The sequence below is a fragment of the Collinsella bouchesdurhonensis genome, from assembly GCF_900155365.1.
GTDB classification, from domain to species: Bacteria; Actinomycetota; Coriobacteriia; order Coriobacteriales; family Coriobacteriaceae; genus Collinsella; species Collinsella bouchesdurhonensis.
Map to the genome: position 1 here is coordinate 319,837 of NZ_LT699739.1, position 21,747 is coordinate 341,583.

The 21,747-nt window shown below is 56.0% G+C and carries 16 protein-coding genes and 1 tRNA gene; 7 read left to right on the forward strand and 10 right to left on the reverse strand.

The window, feature by feature from the left end; all coding sequences use genetic code 11:
- Positions 1 to 3: 3 nt before the first annotated feature.
- From mrdA to BQ9843_RS03525, 10 genes are all read right to left on the reverse strand, one after another.
- Positions 4 to 2,049 (reverse strand): penicillin-binding protein 2, encoded by a 2,046-nt coding sequence (mrdA, locus tag BQ9843_RS03480; RefSeq protein ID WP_075843893.1) that lies wholly within the window; start codon positions 2,047 to 2,049, stop codon positions 4 to 6.
- A gap of 11 nt (positions 2,050 to 2,060) precedes the next feature.
- Positions 2,061 to 2,606, reverse strand: coding sequence for a hypothetical protein (locus BQ9843_RS03485; RefSeq protein ID WP_083647901.1), 546 nt, complete (start codon positions 2,604 to 2,606; stop codon positions 2,061 to 2,063).
- A 15-nt stretch (positions 2,607 to 2,621) separates the two neighbouring features.
- On the reverse strand, positions 2,622 to 3,521 hold the full coding sequence (mreC, locus tag BQ9843_RS03490) for a rod shape-determining protein MreC (RefSeq protein ID WP_083647902.1): 900 nt from the start codon (positions 3,519 to 3,521) through the stop codon (positions 2,622 to 2,624).
- An 87-nt stretch (positions 3,522 to 3,608) separates the two neighbouring features.
- Positions 3,609 to 4,640, reverse strand: coding sequence for a rod shape-determining protein (gene mreB / locus BQ9843_RS03495; RefSeq protein WP_075844112.1), 1,032 nt, complete (start codon positions 4,638 to 4,640; stop codon positions 3,609 to 3,611).
- 135 nt (positions 4,641 to 4,775) lie between these two features.
- Positions 4,776 to 6,233 carry a tetratricopeptide repeat protein gene (locus BQ9843_RS03500; protein ID WP_075843895.1) on the reverse strand — a complete coding sequence of 486 codons (1,458 nt, stop codon included), beginning with the start codon at positions 6,231 to 6,233 and terminating at the stop codon, positions 4,776 to 4,778.
- Positions 6,233 to 6,775, reverse strand: coding sequence for a peptidylprolyl isomerase (locus BQ9843_RS03505; protein WP_040220515.1), 543 nt, complete (start codon positions 6,773 to 6,775; stop codon positions 6,233 to 6,235). The genes BQ9843_RS03500 and BQ9843_RS03505 overlap by 1 nt, the downstream gene beginning before the upstream one ends.
- Positions 6,776 to 6,864: 89 nt before the next feature.
- Positions 6,865 to 7,965 carry a double zinc ribbon domain-containing protein gene (locus BQ9843_RS03510; RefSeq protein WP_075843896.1) on the reverse strand — a complete coding sequence of 367 codons (1,101 nt, stop codon included), beginning with the start codon at positions 7,963 to 7,965 and terminating at the stop codon, positions 6,865 to 6,867.
- 32 nt (positions 7,966 to 7,997) lie between these two features.
- Entirely contained in the window at positions 7,998 to 10,661 is a 2,664-nt protein-coding gene (acnA, locus tag BQ9843_RS03515; RefSeq protein WP_075843897.1) for an aconitate hydratase AcnA, read from the reverse strand.
- Positions 10,662 to 10,714: 53 nt separating this feature from the next.
- Entirely contained in the window at positions 10,715 to 13,486 is a 2,772-nt protein-coding gene (locus BQ9843_RS03520) for an HAD-IC family P-type ATPase (protein WP_326844823.1), read from the reverse strand.
- 76 nt (positions 13,487 to 13,562) lie between these two features.
- Positions 13,563 to 13,639 (reverse strand) — tRNA-Arg (locus BQ9843_RS03525).
- Between the two features lie 165 nt (positions 13,640 to 13,804).
- Between BQ9843_RS03525 and aroF the strand changes: the two genes are divergently transcribed.
- The 7 genes from aroF to BQ9843_RS03560 are packed head-to-tail and all read left to right on the forward strand — an operon-like array spanning position 13,805 to position 21,732.
- Positions 13,805 to 14,830: a 3-deoxy-7-phosphoheptulonate synthase gene (gene aroF, locus BQ9843_RS03530; RefSeq protein ID WP_075843898.1), complete on the forward strand. Its 1,026-nt coding sequence runs from the start codon at positions 13,805 to 13,807 to the stop codon at positions 14,828 to 14,830.
- A 3-nt stretch (positions 14,831 to 14,833) separates the two neighbouring features.
- The gene (locus tag BQ9843_RS03535; protein ID WP_022387459.1) at positions 14,834 to 15,754 is read left to right on the forward strand and encodes a prephenate dehydrogenase; all 921 of its coding nucleotides are present in this window, start codon (positions 14,834 to 14,836) and stop codon (positions 15,752 to 15,754) included.
- Positions 15,755 to 15,772: 18 nt separating this feature from the next.
- Complete coding sequence (gene aroB, locus BQ9843_RS03540) at positions 15,773 to 16,846, forward strand: 3-dehydroquinate synthase (protein ID WP_075843899.1); 1,074 nt, start codon at positions 15,773 to 15,775, stop codon at positions 16,844 to 16,846.
- Positions 16,847 to 16,861: 15 nt separating this feature from the next.
- Positions 16,862 to 18,181: a 3-phosphoshikimate 1-carboxyvinyltransferase gene (gene aroA, locus BQ9843_RS03545; protein ID WP_075843900.1), complete on the forward strand. Its 1,320-nt coding sequence runs from the start codon at positions 16,862 to 16,864 to the stop codon at positions 18,179 to 18,181.
- A 3-nt stretch (positions 18,182 to 18,184) separates the two neighbouring features.
- Entirely contained in the window at positions 18,185 to 19,318 is a 1,134-nt protein-coding gene (aroC, locus tag BQ9843_RS03550) for a chorismate synthase (protein WP_075843901.1), read from the forward strand.
- 30 nt (positions 19,319 to 19,348) lie between these two features.
- Complete coding sequence (locus BQ9843_RS03555) at positions 19,349 to 20,494, forward strand: bifunctional chorismate mutase/prephenate dehydratase (protein WP_075843902.1); 1,146 nt, start codon at positions 19,349 to 19,351, stop codon at positions 20,492 to 20,494.
- Entirely contained in the window at positions 20,494 to 21,732 is a 1,239-nt protein-coding gene (locus BQ9843_RS03560; protein ID WP_075843903.1) for a shikimate kinase, read from the forward strand. Before BQ9843_RS03555 ends, BQ9843_RS03560 begins: the two co-directional genes overlap by 1 nt.
- The last annotated feature ends 15 nt before the right edge of the window (positions 21,733 to 21,747 follow it).

Here is a 21,747-nt window from a genome sequence, read left to right on the forward strand (position 1 = left end):
TCCTTATCGTGCGCCATCGCCTGCAGTAGTGCCTGCGGTATCGGGCTCGCCGTATATCACACCAAGGACATCGCGCACAGCATACAGTGAAGCTGTGGCACCGAAGCCGCCCTCCTCGACAAGCGAGGCAACGACATATTTAGGGTCATCATAGGGCGCATAGACAATAAACCAGGAATAATCATCCTCGTTCGTTTTCTGACCAGTACCGGATTTACCCGCCACAGTCGTGCTCAAGCTCGTGAAATGCGAGGCTTGATCAGAAGACTCCTCGTAGATAACGCCCTTCAGTCCATCTCTCACAAGATTAAGATGGGACTCTTTTGCGAAATCTCCCTTTAGGCGCTCTTTTGGTTTATACGTCACAGTATCCCCTTCGCCGTCGCGAGAGACAGCAGACAGGAATACATGCGGCACATACTCCTTGCCCCCGTTTGCAATGCCAGCGTATACGCAAGCCATCTGCAAGGGAGTAACCAAGATGTCACCCTGGCCGATAGCGATATTGGTCATATCGCCACCGTTCCAAGCACGGTCAGACTCGCTCCAGCTAGAGAAATACTCCGACTTCCACTCGGCATCGGGAACGCGGCCCGCGGCTTCTCCCCCCAGATCCACACCCGTCGAAGAGCCAAGTCCCCAGCTGCGATACATTTCCTGCAATCCCTCGGGATTATCTTTATCGTAGAAAAAGCCCTTTCCGATGTCGTAAAACACGGGGTCGCAAGAATGGACGATACCGTTACGAAGATTCATCGTGCCGTGACCGGAATGGAGCCAGCACCACTTGCCATCCGATTCGCCGAAACCAGTCCACCAGCCACTGCACACCGTTGTCTGTGTCTCGGTGAAAATGCCATGTTTGAGAGCAGCCAGCGCAGAAAGAGGCTTGATGGTCGACGCCGACATGTACTGACCGGAGATAGCACGATTGATCATAGGCAACCCGTTATCTTCGCTGTTCAGCTGGTTCCACACATCGTTTGAGACACCACCGATAAAGACCGAAGGATCGAGCTCAGGCGCGCTTGCCATTCCCAAGATCTCGCCATTGGTGCAATCGAGGCATACGCAGGCGCCACGATTCGTGTTATGCCCGTTTTGCTTCGCAATCTCAATTGCATGAGCAAGACCGTTCTCACAAGCCTGCTGAATCGAAAGATCAATGGTCAATTTAACGTCGCTGCCAGGTTCTGCCGGCACGGCACCGGAGCGACCGGTCACTGCACCTGCAGCATTCACCTGAACAGTCTGCTCGCCGCGAATGCCCTGAAGCAAGCGCTCGTACTGCAGCTCGACGCCGGTCTGACCAACGATATCACCCGATTTATAGGCAATCGTTCCAGCACTTTTGTTCTCATCATCATTTTGTTTTTCGAGCTGCTCGCTCGTAATGGTACCCGTATATCCAAGCAGATGACCGGCAAGCGATCCATACGGGTAGTAACGCTCGGTGCGCTCGACGACCTCGACATTATTGAAAAACGAGGCATGTTCTTGAATATATGCAACCGTGGATCGACGAACATCCGAGGCAACGGTATGCAGGCTCTGAGCGCTCTCGTTATAGTTTTGGATATTGCGCTTGACGGCGATATAGGGCATACCGAGCACATTTGCAAGATGCCGAACGGTGACGGTATCTTCGGCAAGCGAGCGATACGCGGCAACGGTCAAGCACGGACGATTGGTGACAAGAGGCGTACCGTTTCGGTCGAGAATGCGACCGCGCGGAGCGGGCGTCGTTACCGTACGGGTCTGATTTTGATTTGAAAGCCCCTCATAATAATCCGAGGAGACCATCTGCATGCTCCAAAGCTTTGCGAAGATCGCAGCAAAGACAGCACCGACGCCAGCGGCAAGCATGGTGAATCGACCCTTGAAGGCAACCTGGGAAGTATTGCCCTCCCCTTCCGAGGCACGCGGACGCGTACCGTGAGCGGTGTCGTACGTAAATCGGTTTGGATTGCGACGCATCATCACAAGCGAAACCAAAATGGCAATCACCAGGATGGCACCGGTGATGATGACAAAAATTTTAGCATCCACGATATGAGCCCCTAGCGAAGGCCCTTATAGCGCGTTCCGCGGGAACGGGCAGAAAAGCCGCCTTGGGAAAGTGCACTCCCGGCAAGGACAAAAAAGGGAACCGCAACAAGGAGCGAGAGGAGAGTGCTCGAAAGGCCGTGGCCGATAATTGCCCAGAACAAATCGGTCTGCACATGCATGAAGAAGAGGAGCAGGCCGTAAAGAACGTTAACGGCAAACATCACGATTGCAGTACAGCGAAGCGCATTGGGATTAAGGCCAATCTGAACACCACGGAACATACCGCTCGAGATAAAGCATGTCACCGTCAGAATAAGAGACATAAGGCCAACAGGAACCGATGCCGTCAAATCATATGCGATGCCGCAGAAAAAGCCAGCAATCGTTGCACGATGTGTATCGCCGCTTAAGATAAAAATGCATGCAAGGATAAGCATGAAATTGATTCTGCCGCCCATTACCTCAATCTGAGGGGCAAAACCGATCTGGAGGGCGACGGCGGCAATACAAAAGGCAACAGTAGCCGAACGAGTTTTGCCCGTGTCTTTGAGTTGCATGTACACATCCCCTCTCTATTCCGAATCGTCAGACGAGTCTTCAGAAGAATCTTCGTCTTTTGTGCTGGCAGACGTAACCGCACCGCTCTTGTTTGCACTGGCAACGTCTTGATCGGATGCTATCTGGTCATCGGTGAGAGAAGTAATCACAAGGACTTCCTCGTTATTCTCCGCAGTAGATTGAGCCCTCACCACAATGGTGTAATAGACATCATTGTCAGACTTCTCGACAGAAGAAACGGTACCGAGAGGCAAACCCTTGGGATACACGCCACCGATACCCGAGGTGATAACGATGTCGCCCACCTTCACATCCGATTCGGTTGAAACGTACGAAAGGCGCAAGGAACCATCGGGCTGACCTTGCAACATACCCTGTGCACGTGTGCTTTGAATCATCGCCGAAACACCAGAGCCCTCGTCGGTGATGAGCTGAACGGTAGAAGTTGTAGCCGAAACCTCCACGATCTGTCCGATGACGCCACTGGAGTTGCACACGGCCATTCCGCACGAAAAACCGGCCGCCGTACCCTTGTCGATGGTGACAGCACGCGACCAGGCATCGGAAGAATTACCGATAATGCGGGCAGCGGTGGAGGTCAGACTGTACGTGGACTGAAGATTAAGCAAGGACTCCAGGCGCTCGGATGTCTTCTTGGACTCAGAAAGCTCGGCAACCTGAGCAGTCAGCTCGGCATTCTGTTCTCTAAGCTCTGAGAGGGTCTCCTGCGAGGCGGTGAGGTTGCCCATGACATTGCCTGCAGCATTAAAGGGCGTAGCGACAAGGGAACCGAGGACCCGAACAGGAGTGGTCACCACGGAGACGGCACCACGAACCGAGTGAATAGGTCCGCTTTCGCCCTCACGAATATAAAACGTAAGGAGCAAAATCGAAACCAGGCACAAAACAATCAACGGGCGAACCCCCGTTGATTGTCGCTGCGTATTCAGATGTGACGAAAACCCTTTAGACTTCGGCAAAGATTACCCTTCTAAATCGAGCTAAGCGTTGCTCTGAACAAATCCACCGTCAAAGGCGTTAGCCTCGAGCACGCGCGCGCAACCATTGACAACGTTGTCAAGCGCAGTGGGGCTCACGTTAACGGCGACGCCGGTCTCATCGCGAAGACGAACATCCAGACCGCGTAGCAGTGCGCCGCCGCCGGTAAGAAGAATGCCGTAATACATAAGATCGGAAGCCAAATCGGGTGGCGTTGTGTCCAAAGCATCCTTGACGGCCTTCGTCATCTCATCAAGAGGCTTGTTGAGCGCACGTCGAATCTCTTCGCTCTCGATTCGGACGGTCTTGGGAAGACCACTGATCACGTCGCGACCATTGACCTCGACATCGAGCTCATCGCGCAGCGGAACAGCAGAACCGACCTTAATCTTGATATCCTCAGCCGTACGCTCGCCAATGGCGAGGTTATAGGCATCGCGGACATGCGTGAGAATGGCCTGGTCAAACTCATCGCCAGCAATGCGGATAGATTGAGAGACAACAATACCGCCCATGGCAATAACGGCAACTTCGGTTGTGCCGCCGCCGATATCGATAACCATAGAACCCGTTGGCTCTTCAACGGGAAGATCAGCACCGATGGCCGCCGCCATCGGCTCCTCGATAAGATAGGCCTGACGTGCGCCGGCAGAAATTGTCGCCTCGAAGACGGCGCGCTTCTCAACGCTCGTCACGCCAGAGGGCACGCAAACGACAACGCGAGGACGGGGCGTCCACGGGTAGCGTTTATCGCTTGCCTTGTCGATAAAGTACCGAAGCATGGCCTCGGTAACATCGAAATCGGCGATAACGCCATCTTTGAGAGGACGGACGGCAACGATATTGCCCGGCGTCCTGCCAAGCATGCGCTTAGCTTCGATACCGACAGCCAAAATGCGCTCATCGTTCTTGTCGATGGCGACAACGGACGGCTCGCGGATTACGATGCCCTTGCCGCGAACGGAAACAAGCGTGTTAGCGGTGCCCAGGTCGATAGCAAGGTCTCCCCCGTACTGACCAAAGAACATATCCATGAAAGAAAACAAGTCGACTCCTACGATAATCGTCGTGAAGACGAAGCATACTCGTGAGAAAGTTTACGTCACCCTAAAGCGAGCGGAGGTGCCAAAGGCGCCTCCGCGCAAAAGAACATATCAAGCAGTCACACGTTACTGTGCAGAATCGGTCGTAGAAGAAGCTTCAGAGTCGGTATCGGAAGACTGTTCTGAAGTACTATCCGAAGAACCCTGGTTCTCGTCGGTAGAAGCATCGCTAGATTCGCCCGTCGAAGAATCCGGCGCATTAGAGTCGTCAGAAGAGACGGTCGCCTCTCCCGTAGCCGAGCCGCCCGTGCCCGCCGTACCGAAATCTGCCGAAAGCGACTTGACAGTCCAACCGATATGATTGGAAGAACGATCGAATTCAACCTGGTAGACAATGGTTGCGCCCTTGGAGAGCTGAGCCGTAACCTTGGCGGTAGAGGTGGTCATGTTCTGATCCATTGCCGAAATCGTCACCGTGGCGCCGGAAGGAATGGAAGAAACGATGGCGGACTTCGCATCGTCAGAAAGGGACGGAGAGAGATAAGCAGCAGTATCGGAACCATCCGTCACGGCTTGGAACAAACCGTTCACAGCATCCTGCTGCGAAGGGAAACCAAACCCGCGCGTATACGCGAATCCAAGACCGCCAGCAGTCAGAAGAAGGATGATGAGAATAACGAGGAACACCTTAAGACCGGTATGGCGATGCTTGCGACGAACCTTCATATCCTTCTTGTCCTGCTGGATCATCTCAGATTCAGACAGCGTGAAGAAACCGGTATCGGAAGGATCGGGCATGAAGTTGCCAGATTTACCCAGCGGGTCCAGGGGATCTGCGCCGGTATCAAAAGCAGCCCCCCCTGCCTGCGTGGAAGCAATGGCACTCTGCGAGGAAACCGTCTCGCGAGCGCTATCGAACGCAGCCTGCTGGCTGGGGGTCAACTCATACAGGCCATCTGCGGTAGCACTCTGGAACGCATCGATGGCATCGGCGATTTTACCATCTGCAACGAGGGACTCGCCAAGACCGGCATTAATGGAACGGGTATCGTCATGAGGCCCGACGTAATCCAAGGCGGTGCGATATGCCTCGATAGCGTCGGCGGGACGGCCAAGCTGCAGGAAGCAAGAGCCAAGACTAGAAAGCGCCGAAGCGGGAGCCGGATTTGTGCCATCGATGGCAGCGGCGCGAAACGCCACACCGGCGTCGGTAACATTTCCCAAGGTGAGCAAAGCGTTGCCAAGTCCGAGATAAGCCTTGTACGGCGTAGCGTAGGAGGCATCGCGGGTTGCCGCAGAAAATGCCTGAACGGCTCCGTTCAAGTCTCCTGCGGCAGAAAGCGCCTTACCCTGATTCGTCAAAAGTGCGCCCTGTTTTCCATAGGAAGTGTCCTGAAGCGCATCGGCATATGCCGATGCGGCGTCAGCATACATTCCAAGCCTCATCAGGCAGTTACCACGGAGGTGATCGGCTTCACCGAGCAGCTCGCCGGGCTCCTTGGAGGCAAGAAACATGCTCGAAGCTGCCGAAAAATCACCAGCACGATACGCTGCACGTGCCTGTTCAAGATACTGAGCGTTCACTATTGCTCCTTATGGACGATGTCGATGTGGACGATTTCGTCACCAGCGCGAAGCGCGGCGATAACATCCTTGCCCTCAAGGGTTTGACCAAAGACGGTATACCCAGAATCGAGATTATGCTGAGCGCCAAGGCAGAAATAGAATTGGGAACCCGCAGAATCGGGATTCATGGAGCGGGCCATGGCAAGCGCGCCGTCATCATGGCTATTGCGGGGGTTGGTATTGAACTCCCCCTTGATGCAATAACCGGGTCCACCGGTTCCAGGCATGCCATCGGGGCCAGGAAGCCCAGCCGCAACCTGCTCTCCCGTCATATCGCGCGTATTGGGGTCTCCACCTTGAATCACGAAACCGGGAACATAGCGATGGAACTTAAGGCCATCGTAGAAACCCATGGTGGAAAGCTCACAGAAGTTAGCAACATGAATCGGAGCACCGGCGCCGTCAAGCTCAACTTTGATAGTGCCCTTAGAAGTCTCGACGATTGCCACCTCATCGCCGACAACGTTATATTCAGGTGTATACAGCTCGATACCGAACATATTAAAACCCCTTGGAAATGAAGTTGGATATATCTCTCCTAGTTTAGCAAGAAGGGGCGCCATTCATCAATTCGGCATGCAAAGGGACACTATTTGCGCTGAGGCTCCCATGCCTCGATATTCTCATAGTAGGAATCGTAATCGCTACTTCCCGCTCGACGCATGGGCGCCAAGATTTCATCCTGATGATCGCTTGGCAACTCTCCGTCTTTATAGGAAAGAGAGACGTCCCAAGAAGCGCATATCTGATCGATACGACCGTACATCCACTGGGCAAGCTGCTTCATGTGCTCAATATCCTCGGTGTAAACAGAATTCTCGGGCGCTTGGAGCTGATTGAGCTCGTCGATCGTCTTTTGAACGCTGTCGCGAAGCTCATAGGCCGATGCAGATGCTTCTTCGCGATCGGCATACGATGAGGCTAGATATGCGCTATTGAAGGCATCGACACAAGAACCGAAACGATCAGAAGAGCCATAGTCGAGAATCTGTTGGTAAATGGTCGTCAGTTTATCAAACACTTGATCATCGGTAAGGGGCTGAGAGTCCCGCTCGGCCTCTTCTTTTTTCGGCTTCGCTGGCGTTGCCGTCGCGGCATCATGGTCTTCAGGCAGCTGTCGGCTTGGAAACATCTCATGCGCCGCGTTTTGAAAAGACTCATAGAAGCCCGGCATGACATGCATGGGGTCAAAATAGATAAAAGCAGCGACGCTACCGACAACAAGAAGAGAGATAAGCGAAACGACAAGCCCCTTGCGAGGGCGACGTCGAGAATGATAGGGGTCATCCTGTAAAGGTGCGGAAGCAAGTTTTCTTGCCTGCTGCTCAAGATCTGCCGCACGCAAAACCGAGGTCTCGGCGGGACTCATTGTATCGTTGAGAACCTCGGCAACCGAAACCGACGAGGAACGAGAGGTCTCGGTATCAATAAGCTCGGGAGTAAGGCGAGGAAAACTGGCAGTTCTTCCGGCAGCAAGATCTGAAGAGGCAGATTTAACGGAGAGGATGCCGGGAGCAGGCCTTCCACATTTAGGACAAGTTCGATCGTGAATGGAGAGGCGTGCTCCGCAACCTTCGCAAAAGACGAAGTCGGAACGGCTCTCCCCTGCCGTGCCACCCATATAGGCATGGCAGTGCGGACAAAACGTGGTGCCGTCTTCAACAGTCTTGAGGCAGTTCGGGCAGATCACGCACAACTCCATTTCAGAATACGAACAAATAACTACGCCATCAACGTATCGAGAACGAAAGGCAAAATGCCGCCGGCGCTAAAATACGCGCCCTCCGTCGGAGTATCGACGCGGACCTCAGCCTCAAACTCGACGGTAGATCCGTCCTGACGCAATGCCGTGATTCGAGCATACGACGGAGAAGGGAGCCCCTGCGAAAAATCCACGGGAGCGATGTCAAAAACCTCGTGGCCGTCCAAACCCAAGGAATCGGCGCTCTCACCCTCTTTGAACTGAAGCGGCAAGATGCCCATGCCCACCAGATTGGAGCGATGAATCCTCTCGAAGCTCTGCGCGATGACGGCACGAACACCAAGAAGCTGAGGCGCCTTGGCCGCCCAGTCACGGGAAGAGCCCGAGCCATACATCTTACCCGCCAAAATGACCAAAGGCGTGTTTTCGGCAGCAGCACGCTGGGAAACATCAAAAATAGTAGAGACGCAAGCGCCCCAATGGTCCCACGTGTATCCGCCAACCTTGCCTTCTGCAAGCTTATTGACGAGCTTCACGTTGGCAAGGCAACCTCGCATCATAACCTCATGGTTGCCGCGACGAGAACCATACGTGTTGAATTCGGACTCCTCGATGCCGTGTTCGCGCAGATAACGCGCCGCAGGAGAATCCGGCGCGATTGCCCCGGCAGGAGAAAGATGATCGGTTGTCACAAAGTCACCGAGATTGGCGAGGGCGCGGGCACCGGATAGTTCAAACACATCGCTAGCCACGGCGTCTTCAAAATAAGGCGGGCGACGAACGTAGGTCGAGCCGTCGTCCCACTCAAACGTAGAAGTCGCGTTGACGGTGAGGGAACGCCAATGCTCATCACCATCAAACAAGGTCTTGCCCGTTTCGGCAAAAAGATCGCTAGAAACGACCTCATGCAGAAGCGCCTCGACCTCCTCGTCCTGCGGAAGCAGGTCGGCAAGGTAAACCGGGCCAGCGCTCCCTGTGCACACGGGATCGTTTGAAAGGTCGATATCGAGCGTACCGGCAAGGGAGTAAGCCACCACAAACGCCGGGGCAGCAAGGTAATTTTGAGCCACATCGGGGCTGATGCGCCCGTCGAAGTTGCGGTTGCCCGAAAGGATACTCGTGAGCTCAAGCTCATCGGCGACCGCATGCATCGGCTCGAAAAGAGGACCGGAATTGCCGATACAACTCATGCAGCCCCAGCCGCAGACAGAAAAGCCCATCTGCGCCAGCGGCTCAACGAGACCCGCACGAGAAAGAATCTCGGTGGTGCTGTGGGAACCAGGCGCCAAGACCTTCTTGACCCAGGGAAGCGGCACACAGCCAAGCTCCAGAGCCTTTTTCGCCACAAGACCGGCAGCGATCATCATGGCGGGATCTGTTGCCGTGGTGCAGCTCGTCACGGCGGCGATGCCAAGAGCACCGTGCGTTAGCGCAAAATCCTCGCCATCAAACGAGACGGTCTTTACGGTGTCCTGCGGAGCACGCCCATGCTGCGTCAATGAATCGCGGAAGCGTTGCTGCAAACCAGAAACAGCAACACGATTATGCGGGCGCGAGGGACCGGCCAAAGAGGGTTCAATCGAAGAAAGATCAATATCGATAACCTGCGAGTAAACGATATCGGCACCGTCAAGCGATTCGGCGTCGACACCTTGGGCGCGCAAGAAGGCCTGAACCCGCTCGATAGAAGCCTTATCCGTGCCGGAAAGCTCAAGCTGGGCAAACGTCTTATCATCCGCCGGGAAAAACGTTGAGGTGCAGCCGTACTCGGGAGTCATATTGGCGACGGTCGCACGCTGCGTGGCTGTCAAAGTGGAGACGCCCTCGCCAAAGCACTCGACAAGCTTGCCGACGACGCCGACCGAGCGAAGGCGCTCGGCAAAGGTCAGAGCCAGATCCATGGCGGTAACACCGGCGGAAAGCGAACCGGTAAGGTGAACGCCCACAACAGGGGGAACGAGCATCGTGATCGGCTGCCCCAAAGCAGCCGCTTCCGCCTCGATGCCGCCTACGCCCCACCCAAGCACGCCCATGCCGTTTGCGGTCGTGGTATGGGAATCGGTGCCCACAAGTGAATCAAAGTACATGACAGGTGCCTGATCGCCACCGGTTATCGCAACCTGGCAAAAACGCTCGATATTCAGCTGGTGGCAAATACCCACACCGGGCGGCACGATCTGCACATTATCGAAGCTCTTGGCGCTCCATTTGAGAAAGGAGAAGCGCTCCGCATTGCGCTCGGCTTCGATACGGGCATTTTCGAGGGCAGCACGGGAGCACGAAACGACATCGGCGGCTACGGAGTGATCAACTACGAGCGTGCAGGGAATCTGCGGGTTGATGCGGTTGGGATCCCCGCCTTTATCTGAAGCGGCGTCGCGCATGGCAGCAAAATCAACGAATACGGGGACGCCGGTAAAGTCCTGAAAAAGGACGCGAGCGGGCATGAACTCGATCTCGCCGCCAGCCTCACCAGCAAGGCCGGCATCGACGATGCACCGAGCGGCAGCTTGGGCTTGCTGCTCGCTTGTCGCGCGGCGCAAGACGTTTTCCAACAGGACGCGCAAGCACACAGGAAGACGATCCACACCGGGAATATCCAGCACGCGCGCATACGCGATAGATTCGCCCCCGCAGGAAAACTCATTGCGCGCACAACCGATGCGCATCCCCTCTTTGCTCATATTCAACTCTCTTTCGTCGTTGGTGGGTAACCGTCGATACTACGTGCTGTTTGTTACCGTTTGGTGTCCGGTTTTCTTTTTTTAGAGGAGGGCATGGCGACGCGAATCCCGCCGCCGGCCTTGGTGACGCGCTTGAGAACCCGAGCGGTTGGCGTCGCATCATCCACCGCACGTCGAGCGGATGCCTGGGCGCGGGACAGCTCACGCTCTTCATGAACACGCGACACCCTTCGCGCAATCGCGCCCGCCCTTCTCTCTAACGAGGAGCCTGTAGAGCTCACGGTGCGCTTTCCTCCCCGAAGAGACATCCGCACGCCGCGGCCGAATCCCGTGGCACGCTTGGTCACGCGTTGCGGAACCCTATCAAACACATCCGCAAGCAAGAAGAAGAGCAGACAGCCGAGCACCGCAACGACAACCGAACCGAGAAGCTGCCCTAAACCAAGAGCCGCAATGGAGAAAAACGTTGGGAAGAAGACAACGCCCACCACAAGACCTGCGGTGACGAAAATGAACACAGCGAGTCGCAATGGCGAAAACGGGAACGAAATACGCCAGATCAAACTGCAGCCGATTGCGCTGGTAGAAATGAGGCACATCGTAGATAGCACCGGTTTGCTGAACCCAAAAACGGAAGCGGCGAACATACAAAGGCACGAAGCGATGAGCACAGCCACCGAAGCAGGGACGGCGCGCCTGAGCACGTTGACGAGAAAGCTGCCCTTGATACGTGATTTATTGGGCTCCAGCGCAAGCACGAAACTCGGAAACCCGATGCAGAAGAAGTTGATGAGCGTCATCGTGATGGGCTGGAAAGGGTAAGGCGGAAAGAAGATGCAAAGCGCGGCAAGCCCCATGGAAAACAACGTCTTTGTCAAAAAGAGCGAGGCAGAACGCTGCAGGTTATTGATGGAGCGACGCCCCTCTGCCACAACGGCTGGCATAGATGCGAAGTCGTTGTCGATCAAGACGATCTCTGCCACGTTACGCGCGGCGTCGGAACCAGCCGCCATAGCGACAGAGCAGTCCGCCTCCTTGAGCGCCAATACGTCATTGACGCCGTCGCCGGTCATGGCAACAGTATGGCCACGCGATTTGAGGGCAACGACAAGCTCGCGTTTCTGCTGGGGCGTCACTCGACCAAAGACATGATACTTATCGACAGCGGCGTCGATTTTCGAAGGCGTATCGAGCGTAGTCGCATCGACAAACGCTTCGGCGCCGGGAACGCCAACCACCTTTGCGATGGACGAAACCGTGCGAGGATCGTCGCCCGAGATGACGTTGAGCGTAACGCCCTGGTCGCAGAAATACGCAATGGTATCGGCTGCAGAAGATCGGATCTCGTCGCGGATCGTCACGAAACCCAGGGGGTTTGCCCCGCCTTCCATATCCCCCTCATCGGTAAAACCATCAACGGAAGCGATAACGAGAACGCGGCAGGTATCGGCAAGAGCGTTCACTGCTCCCTCAAAGGTTTTATAGACATCGGGGGCCAAGACAAACTGCGCAGCCCCCATCACATAAGAACCCTGCTTGAACGAAGCACCGCTCCATTTCTTGGCAGAAGAGAAGGGAACAACGGCAAGAGGCTCGGCAAGAGAAATGTCGGTGCCAGAATAGTAGGAAATAACAGCCTGACATGTCTCGTTGGCGTCTGCCGAAGTTGCCTTGGCAATGTTCGCAAGAGCGAAGTCGACCAGCGCAGCACGTTCGGCATCAGAGTTCTCGAGCGGCACGGCACGGCCATCATCCGCAGCGGTGTAAACGCCAGCTACCTGCATTTTTCCAGATGTAATAGTGCCCGTCTTGTCCAAGCAAAGAACATCGACACGAGCAAGCGTTTCGATACAGTACAGCTGTTGCGCCAAGACTCGGCGGCGAGCCAGGCGAATCGTCGCAATTGCGAGAACAGATGAGGTGAGCAAGACGAGGCCCTGCGGAATCATGCCCAGAAGTGCACCCACCGTCGAAAGGATCGCAGCCGAGACGTCAGACCATGCCCGAGAGCCCGAGAAAGCCCAAGCCCAAAACGTCATCGAGGCGCCATCTTGCTCATATGCCACATGCACGCTCGAATAGAACAGGGCAATGCCCAGCGGAAGCATGATGACGCTCGCAAAACGCACAATGGCATTGAGTGCCTTCATGATCTCGGAATTGACTTTTTTTACGTACTTAGCCTCGTTGTTAATCTTTGCAACGTAGTTATCGGCGCCAACATGGATCACACGAGCATAGATCAAGCCGGAATCAACAAAGCTGCCGCTCATGAGCTCGGCGCCGGGCTGCTTGCGAATCAAATTGCTTTCGCCGGTAAGAAGGCTTTCGTTGATTTGGGCATCGCCCGCAACCACGACGGAGTCGGCGGGAATCTGGTCACCACGGCCCAAGCGGACGACATCGTCAAGAACGATTTGGTCCAAATCCACCTCGATCTCAGAACCGCCACGAACCACCGTCGCACGCTTGCTTGCAAGAAGCGTCAGTTTATCGACCATACGCTTCGAACGCCAAGACTGGACGATGCCAATTCCCGTATTGAGCACGACAATGCAAAGAAAGCTCAGGTTCTTTATGGAACCGGTAAGGATGACAAGAATGGCCAGGACAAGATTGATGAGGTTGAAAAGCGTGCAGAGGTTTTCGATGATCAGCTCTTTGACCGACTTGGATTTTAAATCGGTGTTGACATTGACCTTGCCCGCAGCGATCCGCTCGGAAACCTCAGCACTCGACAATCCCAACAAAGGTTCCGCAACTGCCATGGAAGAAGTCTTCGCGACTCCATTTGCTTCCGAGACGTTTACGGTGTTATCGATCATGGTTACCGCCATTCGATCGTGGCATATAAAAAGAGGATCGACGAGGCGTACCTCAATCGATCCTCGCATACGCAGGTGGCGCCCCATGTTGGGTTCGAACCAACGGCCTTCTGCTCCGGAGGCAGACGCTCTAATCCCCTGAGCTAATGGGGCCAACGAGCAGATAGTATACAACGGTTACCCCATTGTTAACGAGCTTGCGGCAGCACCACGTTACAGATTGCATAACTTGTTCATCTGACCAGATATATACGGTTTTTGGTATACACTCGAGTGCTACGCATTGCTCGAATTATTACAGAACAGGAAACCGTCGACATGATTGCCATTCTCAAAAAAGGAGCCTCCGATCAGTCCGTCTCCCACCTCGTGAGCTGGATTCACAAAAAAGGCCTCGATACGCACATCAGCCGCGGCAAGGAGGAGACGATCATCGGACTCGTGGGCGACACGAGTCGAATTGATCCGTTCCTACTTGAATCCATGGATATCGTCGACCAGGTCAAACGCGTCTCCGAACCTTTCAAAAAAGCAAACCGCAAGTTTCATCCCGAAGACACCGCGGTCGACTGCGGCCATGGAGTGAAGATCGGCGCCGGGCACTTCCAGGTTATCGCAGGCCCTTGCTCCGTTGAGGGTGAAAACCTCATCCGCATTGCCCGACGCGTCAAAACGGCCGGTGCGACCATGCTGCGCGGCGGCGCCTTTAAGCCTCGCACCTCCCCATATGCCTACCAGGGAATGGGCGCCGAGGGCCTCGACCTTCTGCGCGAAGCAGCCGATGAACTCGACATGCCTATCGTCACTGAAATCATGGACCCTCGCGACGTCCAGCTCTTTTTGGACAAGAATATCGAGGTCATGCAGATCGGTGCCCGCAATGCGCAAAACTTCCCCCTCCTCAAAGAGGTCGGTAAAACCCAAACCCCCGTTCTTCTTAAGCGCGGAATGTCCGGCACGCTCGACGAGCTGCTTATGGCTGCCGAGTACATCATGAGCGAGGGCAACGAAAATGTGATCCTTTGCGAGCGCGGCATTCGCACCTTTGAAACGCGCACGCGCAACACGTTCGACCTCAACGCCGTACCCGTGCTTCACCACCTCTCACACCTTCCCGTCGTGGCCGACCCCAGTCACGCCACCGGCTACACCCGCTATGTTGAGCCTATGGCGCTTGCCGCCACGGCAGCCGGCGCTGATGGTTTGGAGATCGAGGTTCACGACAATCCCAGCAAGGCATGGTCTGACGGCGCCCAGGCACTCACTCCCGATCAGTTTGACGACACCATGCGCCGCATCCGCGCTATCCGGGAAGTCATCTGCCAACAGACCGTGCAGGAGTAGGCCATGGGGACGGTGAGAAACGCGCGCGTTAACCAAGGTGGGCCCAGGTGTGCAGGCATCGTGGGATTGGGCCTTATTGGCGGAAGCTTTGCCCGAGGCTATGCGCAGGCAGGCGTTCGCGTACTGGCATGGGATCCCGATGAAGACGTTATGGTGGCCGCCAGCATGGGCACCGTCTCCGGCGAGCTTAACGACGAAACACTCGGCGAGTGCGACATCATCGTCCTTGCTTGCTACCCCGAAGCCTGTATCGAATGGCTTGAGGCACACGCCCAAGCGCTCGCCGATGCCACCGATACCGAGGCCATAATGGGCCCCGTGGTGATCGATACCGTAGGCATCAAAGGCATTGTGTGCGAGCGTGCCTTTAACCTGGCGCGTGAGAACGGCTTTTACTTTGTGGGAGCACACCCCATGGCGGGCACGCAATTCTCGGGCTACGCGCACTCCCGTGCCGACTTATTTGAGGGTGCGCCGCTCGTGCTCGTGCCGCCCGCGGTGGATGATTCCCTTAAGCTGGAACTCCTGAGTCAAGTACGCGAGATGGTGCGTCCTTTGGGCTTTGGGAAGTTTAGCGTTACGAGCGCCGAGGAGCACGACCACGTAATTGCTTTTACGAGTCAGCTTGCGCATGTGGTGTCCAACGCCTATGTAAAGAGCCCGACTGCGCAAGAGCACCACGGCTTCTCGGCAGGAAGCTATCGTGACCTCACACGCGTCGCGCACCTCAATGCGTCCATGTGGGCCGAGCTCATGACCGATAACGCGCAATATCTCAGCCAAGAGCTGACCTATCTCATCGATTCCCTCGCAGCCTATCGCGATGCACTCGAGAAGAAGGACGAAGGGCAGCTCGAAGAGCTTCTCGCCGAGGGAGATCGCATCAAGCGCGCTCTCGACGCCAACACCCCCGACAACGATTAGCCATCAGGAGGAAGCCTCGTGCACACGATAGAAGTTGCCACCTCATCGAGGACATATAACGTCCACATTGCGTGTGGGCTGTTTCCGCGTGTGGGCGAAATCACACGCGGCACCGCCGGTGGCTCCCGGGCCATGGTCGTATCGAACACCGATGTGGCCCCGCTCTACTCTGCTGCTGTTCTCGAGTCACTGAACGCTGCCGGGTACAAAACGGATATCCATATCGTAGAGTCGAGTGAGACCGTTAAGAACATGTCCGAACTCGCGCTCCTCCTTGAGCACTGCGCCGAGGCAGAACTCACCCGCGATGACGTTGTAGTAGCGCTTGGCGGTGGCGTCGTCGGCGACCTCGCCGGCTTTGCCGCCGCAACCTACATGCGCGGTTGTAAACTCGTGCAGGTGCCCACAAGCTTACTCGCAATGGTCGATTCTTCCGTTGGAGGAAAAACGGCGGTCGACCTTGAACACGGAAAGAATCTTGCTGGCGCCTTCTTCCAGCCGCGCGCCGTTGTCGCCAGCGTCGAAGCGCTCGACACCATTGCCCCCAACTTGTTTGCCGACAGCTGCGGCGAAGTTATCAAATACGGCGTGCTGTGCAATCCCGGCCTTTTCGCTTCGCTCGAAAAAACTCCGCTCACCGAGTCGTGCGATGATCACGAGCGGCTCGAAGAAGTAATCGCGCGTTGCGTCGAAATCAAACGCGATGTTGTTTCAAATGACGAATGCGAGCGCGGGCTGCGCCAGACCCTTAACCTTGGGCACACCATCGGACACGCCGTCGAGAGCGCAAACGAATACCGTCTTGGCCATGGGTCTTCAGTTGCAGCGGGCATGTGCATCATGGCGCGCGCCTGCGCAAAACGCGGTTGGTGCGACCAAGATGTCGCCCATCGCATCGAAGCGACCGTTGCCGCCCACGGCCTTCCCACCTCAACCGATTTCGATGTCGACACGCTCTTCAGGCATGCCAAGGCCGATAAGAAACGCCATGGCGACACGATGAATATCGTGGCCATAGAGGCTATCGGATCTGTAAGCATCAAAACGCTTCCCCTCAATGAGTTCCGCACGCTCATCGAACAGGGACTGTAGACATAAGGCAGGAACATGAAAGCGATCATCAATCCTCGTCCACTCGCCGGCACTGTGCCCGCAATCGCATCGAAGTCGATGGCTCACCGCCTGATCATCGCCGCGGCGCTTGCAAACGACCCCACTCACGTGGTCTGCAATACGACCTGCGCCGATATCGAGGCGACGGTTCGCTGTCTTGCTGCGCTGGGCGCAAAGATCGAAGCCACCGAAAACGGCTTCTCGGTACGGCCCGCGCCGAGAAGCGTCGAGCTCGGTCTCCTCAAAGCTCTTCATGGAGGCACGCTGGATTGTGGCGAATCCGGCTCCACCCTTCGCTTCATGCTCCCCGTAGCTTGCGCTCTGGGCGCCGAAGCATCCTTCATCGGAGCCGGAAGGCTCGGTTCCCGCCCGTTGGCCCCGCTGTCCGACGAGATCATCGCCGCTGGATGTAACCTGGATGGTTTGGGAGGCTTCCCACTCAAGACCTCCGGGCGTATGCGAGCCGGCCGCTTCGTGCTTCCGGGAAATGTAAGCTCCCAGTATATCTCCGGCCTTCTGCTCTCCTTCCCCCTGCTTGACGGGGCAAGCGAGGTTGCCGTGATGGGAAAGATCGAAAGTCGTCCATATATCAATCTCACCATCCAGGCAATGAAAGAATTCGGCGTAGAGGTTGCCGTTCGCCACGCGGACGCAACGTCCGCCCAGCCCGAAACAACGACGTTTTCGGTCAATGCCAGGGGCTACCGCTCCCCTGGAACCGTGCAAGTAGAGGGCGATTGGTCTAACGCCGCATTCTGGCTCTGCGCCGGAGCCCTGAGCAATGCTCCCATTTCCGTTGAGGGAGTCTCACTCAACTCGGCTCAAGGAGACAGAAATGTCATGGCAGCCCTTTCGCGCTTTGGGGCACGGATCCAGCGCGCACCGAAGCGCGCAACAGCCCAGCCCGATGCGCTCAACGGGTTTGAGATGAGTGCGCAAGATATCCCCGACCTTGTTCCCGTCATCTCGGCAGTAGCATCTTGCGCACAGGGAACAACCGTAATCCGAGATTGCGCGCGCCTACGCATCAAAGAATCCGATCGACTCGCCACAACAGCCTCCGAGCTCACCGCGTTGGGCGCCCATGTTGAAATTGACGCCGACAGCTTGATCATTCAAGGCACGACCGAGCTCAACGGCGGCACCGTCGACTCCCATAACGACCATCGCATCGCCATGATGGCCGCTGTCGCGGCCTCGCGCTGCACATCCCAAGTTGTCATCAACGGAGCCGAAGCAGTCAACAAATCCTACCCCGATTTCTTCGATCACTACCGACTTCTGGGCGGCGACGTTACGCTCATTGAGGAGTAACCTATGTCTTCGACCTTCGGAAATCGCATTCATCTGAGTATTTTTGGACAATCGCATTCCACGGCCATCGGTTGCTCGTTGGACGGCTTGCCGGCCGGAATTCCCATTGACCTGGAGGCGCTTCAGGCGTTTTGCGATCGCCGTGCGCCAGGCAAAAACGATACCTCGACCCCCCGCCGCGAAGCGGATGTCGTCCATGTATTGAGCGGAATCGCCAACGGACACACGTGCGGAGCGCCCTTTGCCGCCGTCATCGAAAACACCAACACCCGTTCTAGAGATTACAGCGAACTGCGCCGTGTTCCTCGCCCTGGTCATGCCGATTGGCCTGCATATATACGCTACGGAAACTGGCACGATGTCGCTGGCGGCGGCCATTTTTCCGGACGACTCACCGCCCCTCTCTGCGTTGCCGGCGGTCTTGCCCTGCAGGCCCTCGCGCAGCTTGGCATCATCGTCTGCGCCCATATGCAACAGGTGGGAGACGTCACAGACGTACATCTAAACGACTTGTTTCTTGAAACGTCTCAAGCCAAGGCAATCCTTCAAAACGAGCTCCCCTGCATCGACCCTCAAGCAGCCGCACTGATACACACGACCATTCTTTCGGCAAAAAAACGCCTCGACTCTGTGGGTGGCGCGGTGGAATGTGCGGTCTACGGTGTTCCCGCAGGCATTGGCGACCCTATGTTTGATGGTATCGAAAACCGCATTGCGCACATCGCATTTGGCATACCGGCGGTAAAGGGACTTGAATTCGGCGCAGGCTTCAAGGTGGCCTCCATGTACGGGAGCCAAAACAACGACGCTTACCGCATGAGCAACGGGCGCGTATGCTGCCAAACCAATCATGCAGGCGGTGCCCTCGGCGGAATCACCACCGGCGCGCCGATTGTCTTTCGAGTCGCACTCAAACCCACTCCGTCCATCGCCCAGGAGCAGCAAAGCGTAAGCTTGCCCGATGGGACAGACACGCCTCTTTCTGTCAAAGGGAGGCACGACCCCTGTATCGTCGCGCGCGCCGTACCGGTCGTGGAGGCCGCAGCCGCCCTTGCCGTGCTCGATGCACTTCTTGAAGACGGTCGTTTTGAAGTCCCGCCTTCGCCCGATTTCTGCCCCCAACGTTGCCGCCAATAGCCGCAATCACCACTCGCTCAAGGATGCTCGATGGAACTTACCGATGTCAGAACCCAAATAGACTCAATCGATTCGCAACTGCTCGAACTCTTCTGCCGTCGTATGGACCTGGCACAAGAAGTTGCCGCAGCAAAAAAGGGTATGAAAAAAGCGGTCTTCGACCCAGCTCGCGAGCGCGCAAAGCTCGCTGATATCATGGGCCGCGCGCCTGCGCGCTACTCCGCGCAAGCCGTCTCGCTCTTCTCGCTTCTCATGACCATGAACAAGGCGGAACAGCAAAAGATACTTCATTCAGACGACGCGGAAAGCCTTTCCTCACGCGCTCGCGCTTCGCTTCTTCCCTCATCGGAAGCCTTCCCCAGCACCGCGCACGTAGCCTGTCAGGGCGTTGAGGGGGCATATAGCCAAATTGCAGCATGTCGCCTGTTCAGGGTCCCTGTCATATCGTACTTCACCACGTTCGAAGGCGTATTTCGCGCCGTCCAAAGCGGACTTTGCGAATATGGCGTACTTCCCATCGAAAACTCCACGGCGGGTTCGGTCAACCAAGTCTATGACCTTATGGCGCAATACCGCGTTTCCATCGTCAAGAGCCTGCGACAAAAGATCGACCATCAACTCCTGGTCACACCAGGAACAGAACTTGAGAATATTACCGAGATCTGCTCCCACCAACAGGCAATTGCTCAATGCTCCGACATCATTGAACGTCTTGGCGCCCAGGTGACGGTTACCGAAAATACGGCCATGGCCGCTCAGATGGTCGCCGAATCCGATCGAGACGATATCGCCGCGATCTCGTCTCAAAGCTGTGCGGAACTCTATGGACTTGAAGTGGCCGCACGCGATGTCCAAAATGCCGACTCCAACTACACTAGGTTTGTCGTTATTTCCGCCGAACCTAAAATCTACCCCGGTGCCAACAGGACTTCGCTGATGGTCACGCTCAAGCATGAACCAGGTTCGCTGTATCGCATGCTCGAGCGCTTCTATGCCCTGGGAATCAATATGGTCAAACTTGAAAGCCGCCCCATCCCTGGTCGTGATTTTGAGTTTGTTTTCTATTTTGATCTTGAAGCCCCTGCGGCGAGCAACGAACTCGACACACTGCTGGATTCCCTCGATGACATCTGCGATTCCTATGTCTACTTTGGCACATATACGGAGGTCCTCTAATGACATCAAGACCATATGGCGTTTTGGGCCGTGTGTTAGGCCATTCCTACACCCCTACCATTTACAGGGAACTTGCTGGACTTGACTATCGACGCTTTGAGCGTGAACCCGAAGAGCTCGAAACCTTTCTCAAAAGCGATGAATGGGAAGGCGTCAACGTCACCATCCCCTATAAGCGCTCCGTCATCCCCTATCTCGCCGGCATGAGCGATATAGCCCGCCGCTTGGGTAACGTCAACACCATCACGCGCCGCGAAGATGGCACGCTCTATGGCGACAACACCGATTACTACGGATTCAAGTGCCTCGTAGAATCACTCGGTATCGATGTTGCGGGGATGCGAGCCGTTGTCTTTGGCGGAACAGGTGGTGCCGGTGCAACCGTCATGGCTGTACTGGCCGATATGAATGTCGAGGCAATCTCTATCAGCCGACACGGAGAGCACACGTACGAGGACCTCAAAAACCTTTCCGATATTGAGCTGGCCGTCAACTGCACACCCGTAGGAATGTACCCGAACTGTCCCGATTCGCCCTGCGACCTTGATGTCCTTCCCGATCTTAAGGCTGTTGTAGACATTGTCTACAACCCAGCACGAACTGGAATCATCCTCGAGGCCGAAAAGCGCGGCATTCCCTGCACAAGTGGCCTTTTGATGCTTGTCGCCCAGGCGGCGCAGGCCGTCGAGCGCTACACCGGCAGAGCTATCGAGCTCTCTCGCACGTATGAGGTAAGCGAGCGACTAGCCACCACAGAGCAAAATATCGCAATTATCGGTATGCCAGGATGCGGCAAGACACGCGGCGGCAAGGCCCTAGCCTCGATTCTCGACAGATCATTTGTTGATATCGATCAAGAACTCGAATCGCGCCTTGGATGCAGCTGCTCAGAATACATCAAATGGGAAGGCGAAGGAGCATTTCGTCAGCAGGAAACCGCCTGCCTTGCCGATATCGCCAAGCGTAGCGGTCAGGTCATCTCCTGCGGAGGCGGCGTCGTCACTCGTCCCGAAAACTACCCGCTTCTACATCAGAACAGTGTGATTGTCATGATCGATCGCGACCTCTCGCAGCTCGCAACCCATGGCCGCCCCATCACTGCGCGAGACGGCATACAAGCGCTGGCAGCCGCACGCATGCCGCTCTACCACGCTTGGGCTGATTATGAGGTCGACTCGCAAGAGACCCCGATGCTCACGGCGTCGCTGATTCGCGACACCCTGCCGCCCATGATTTAGCAGAAGGTTGTAACC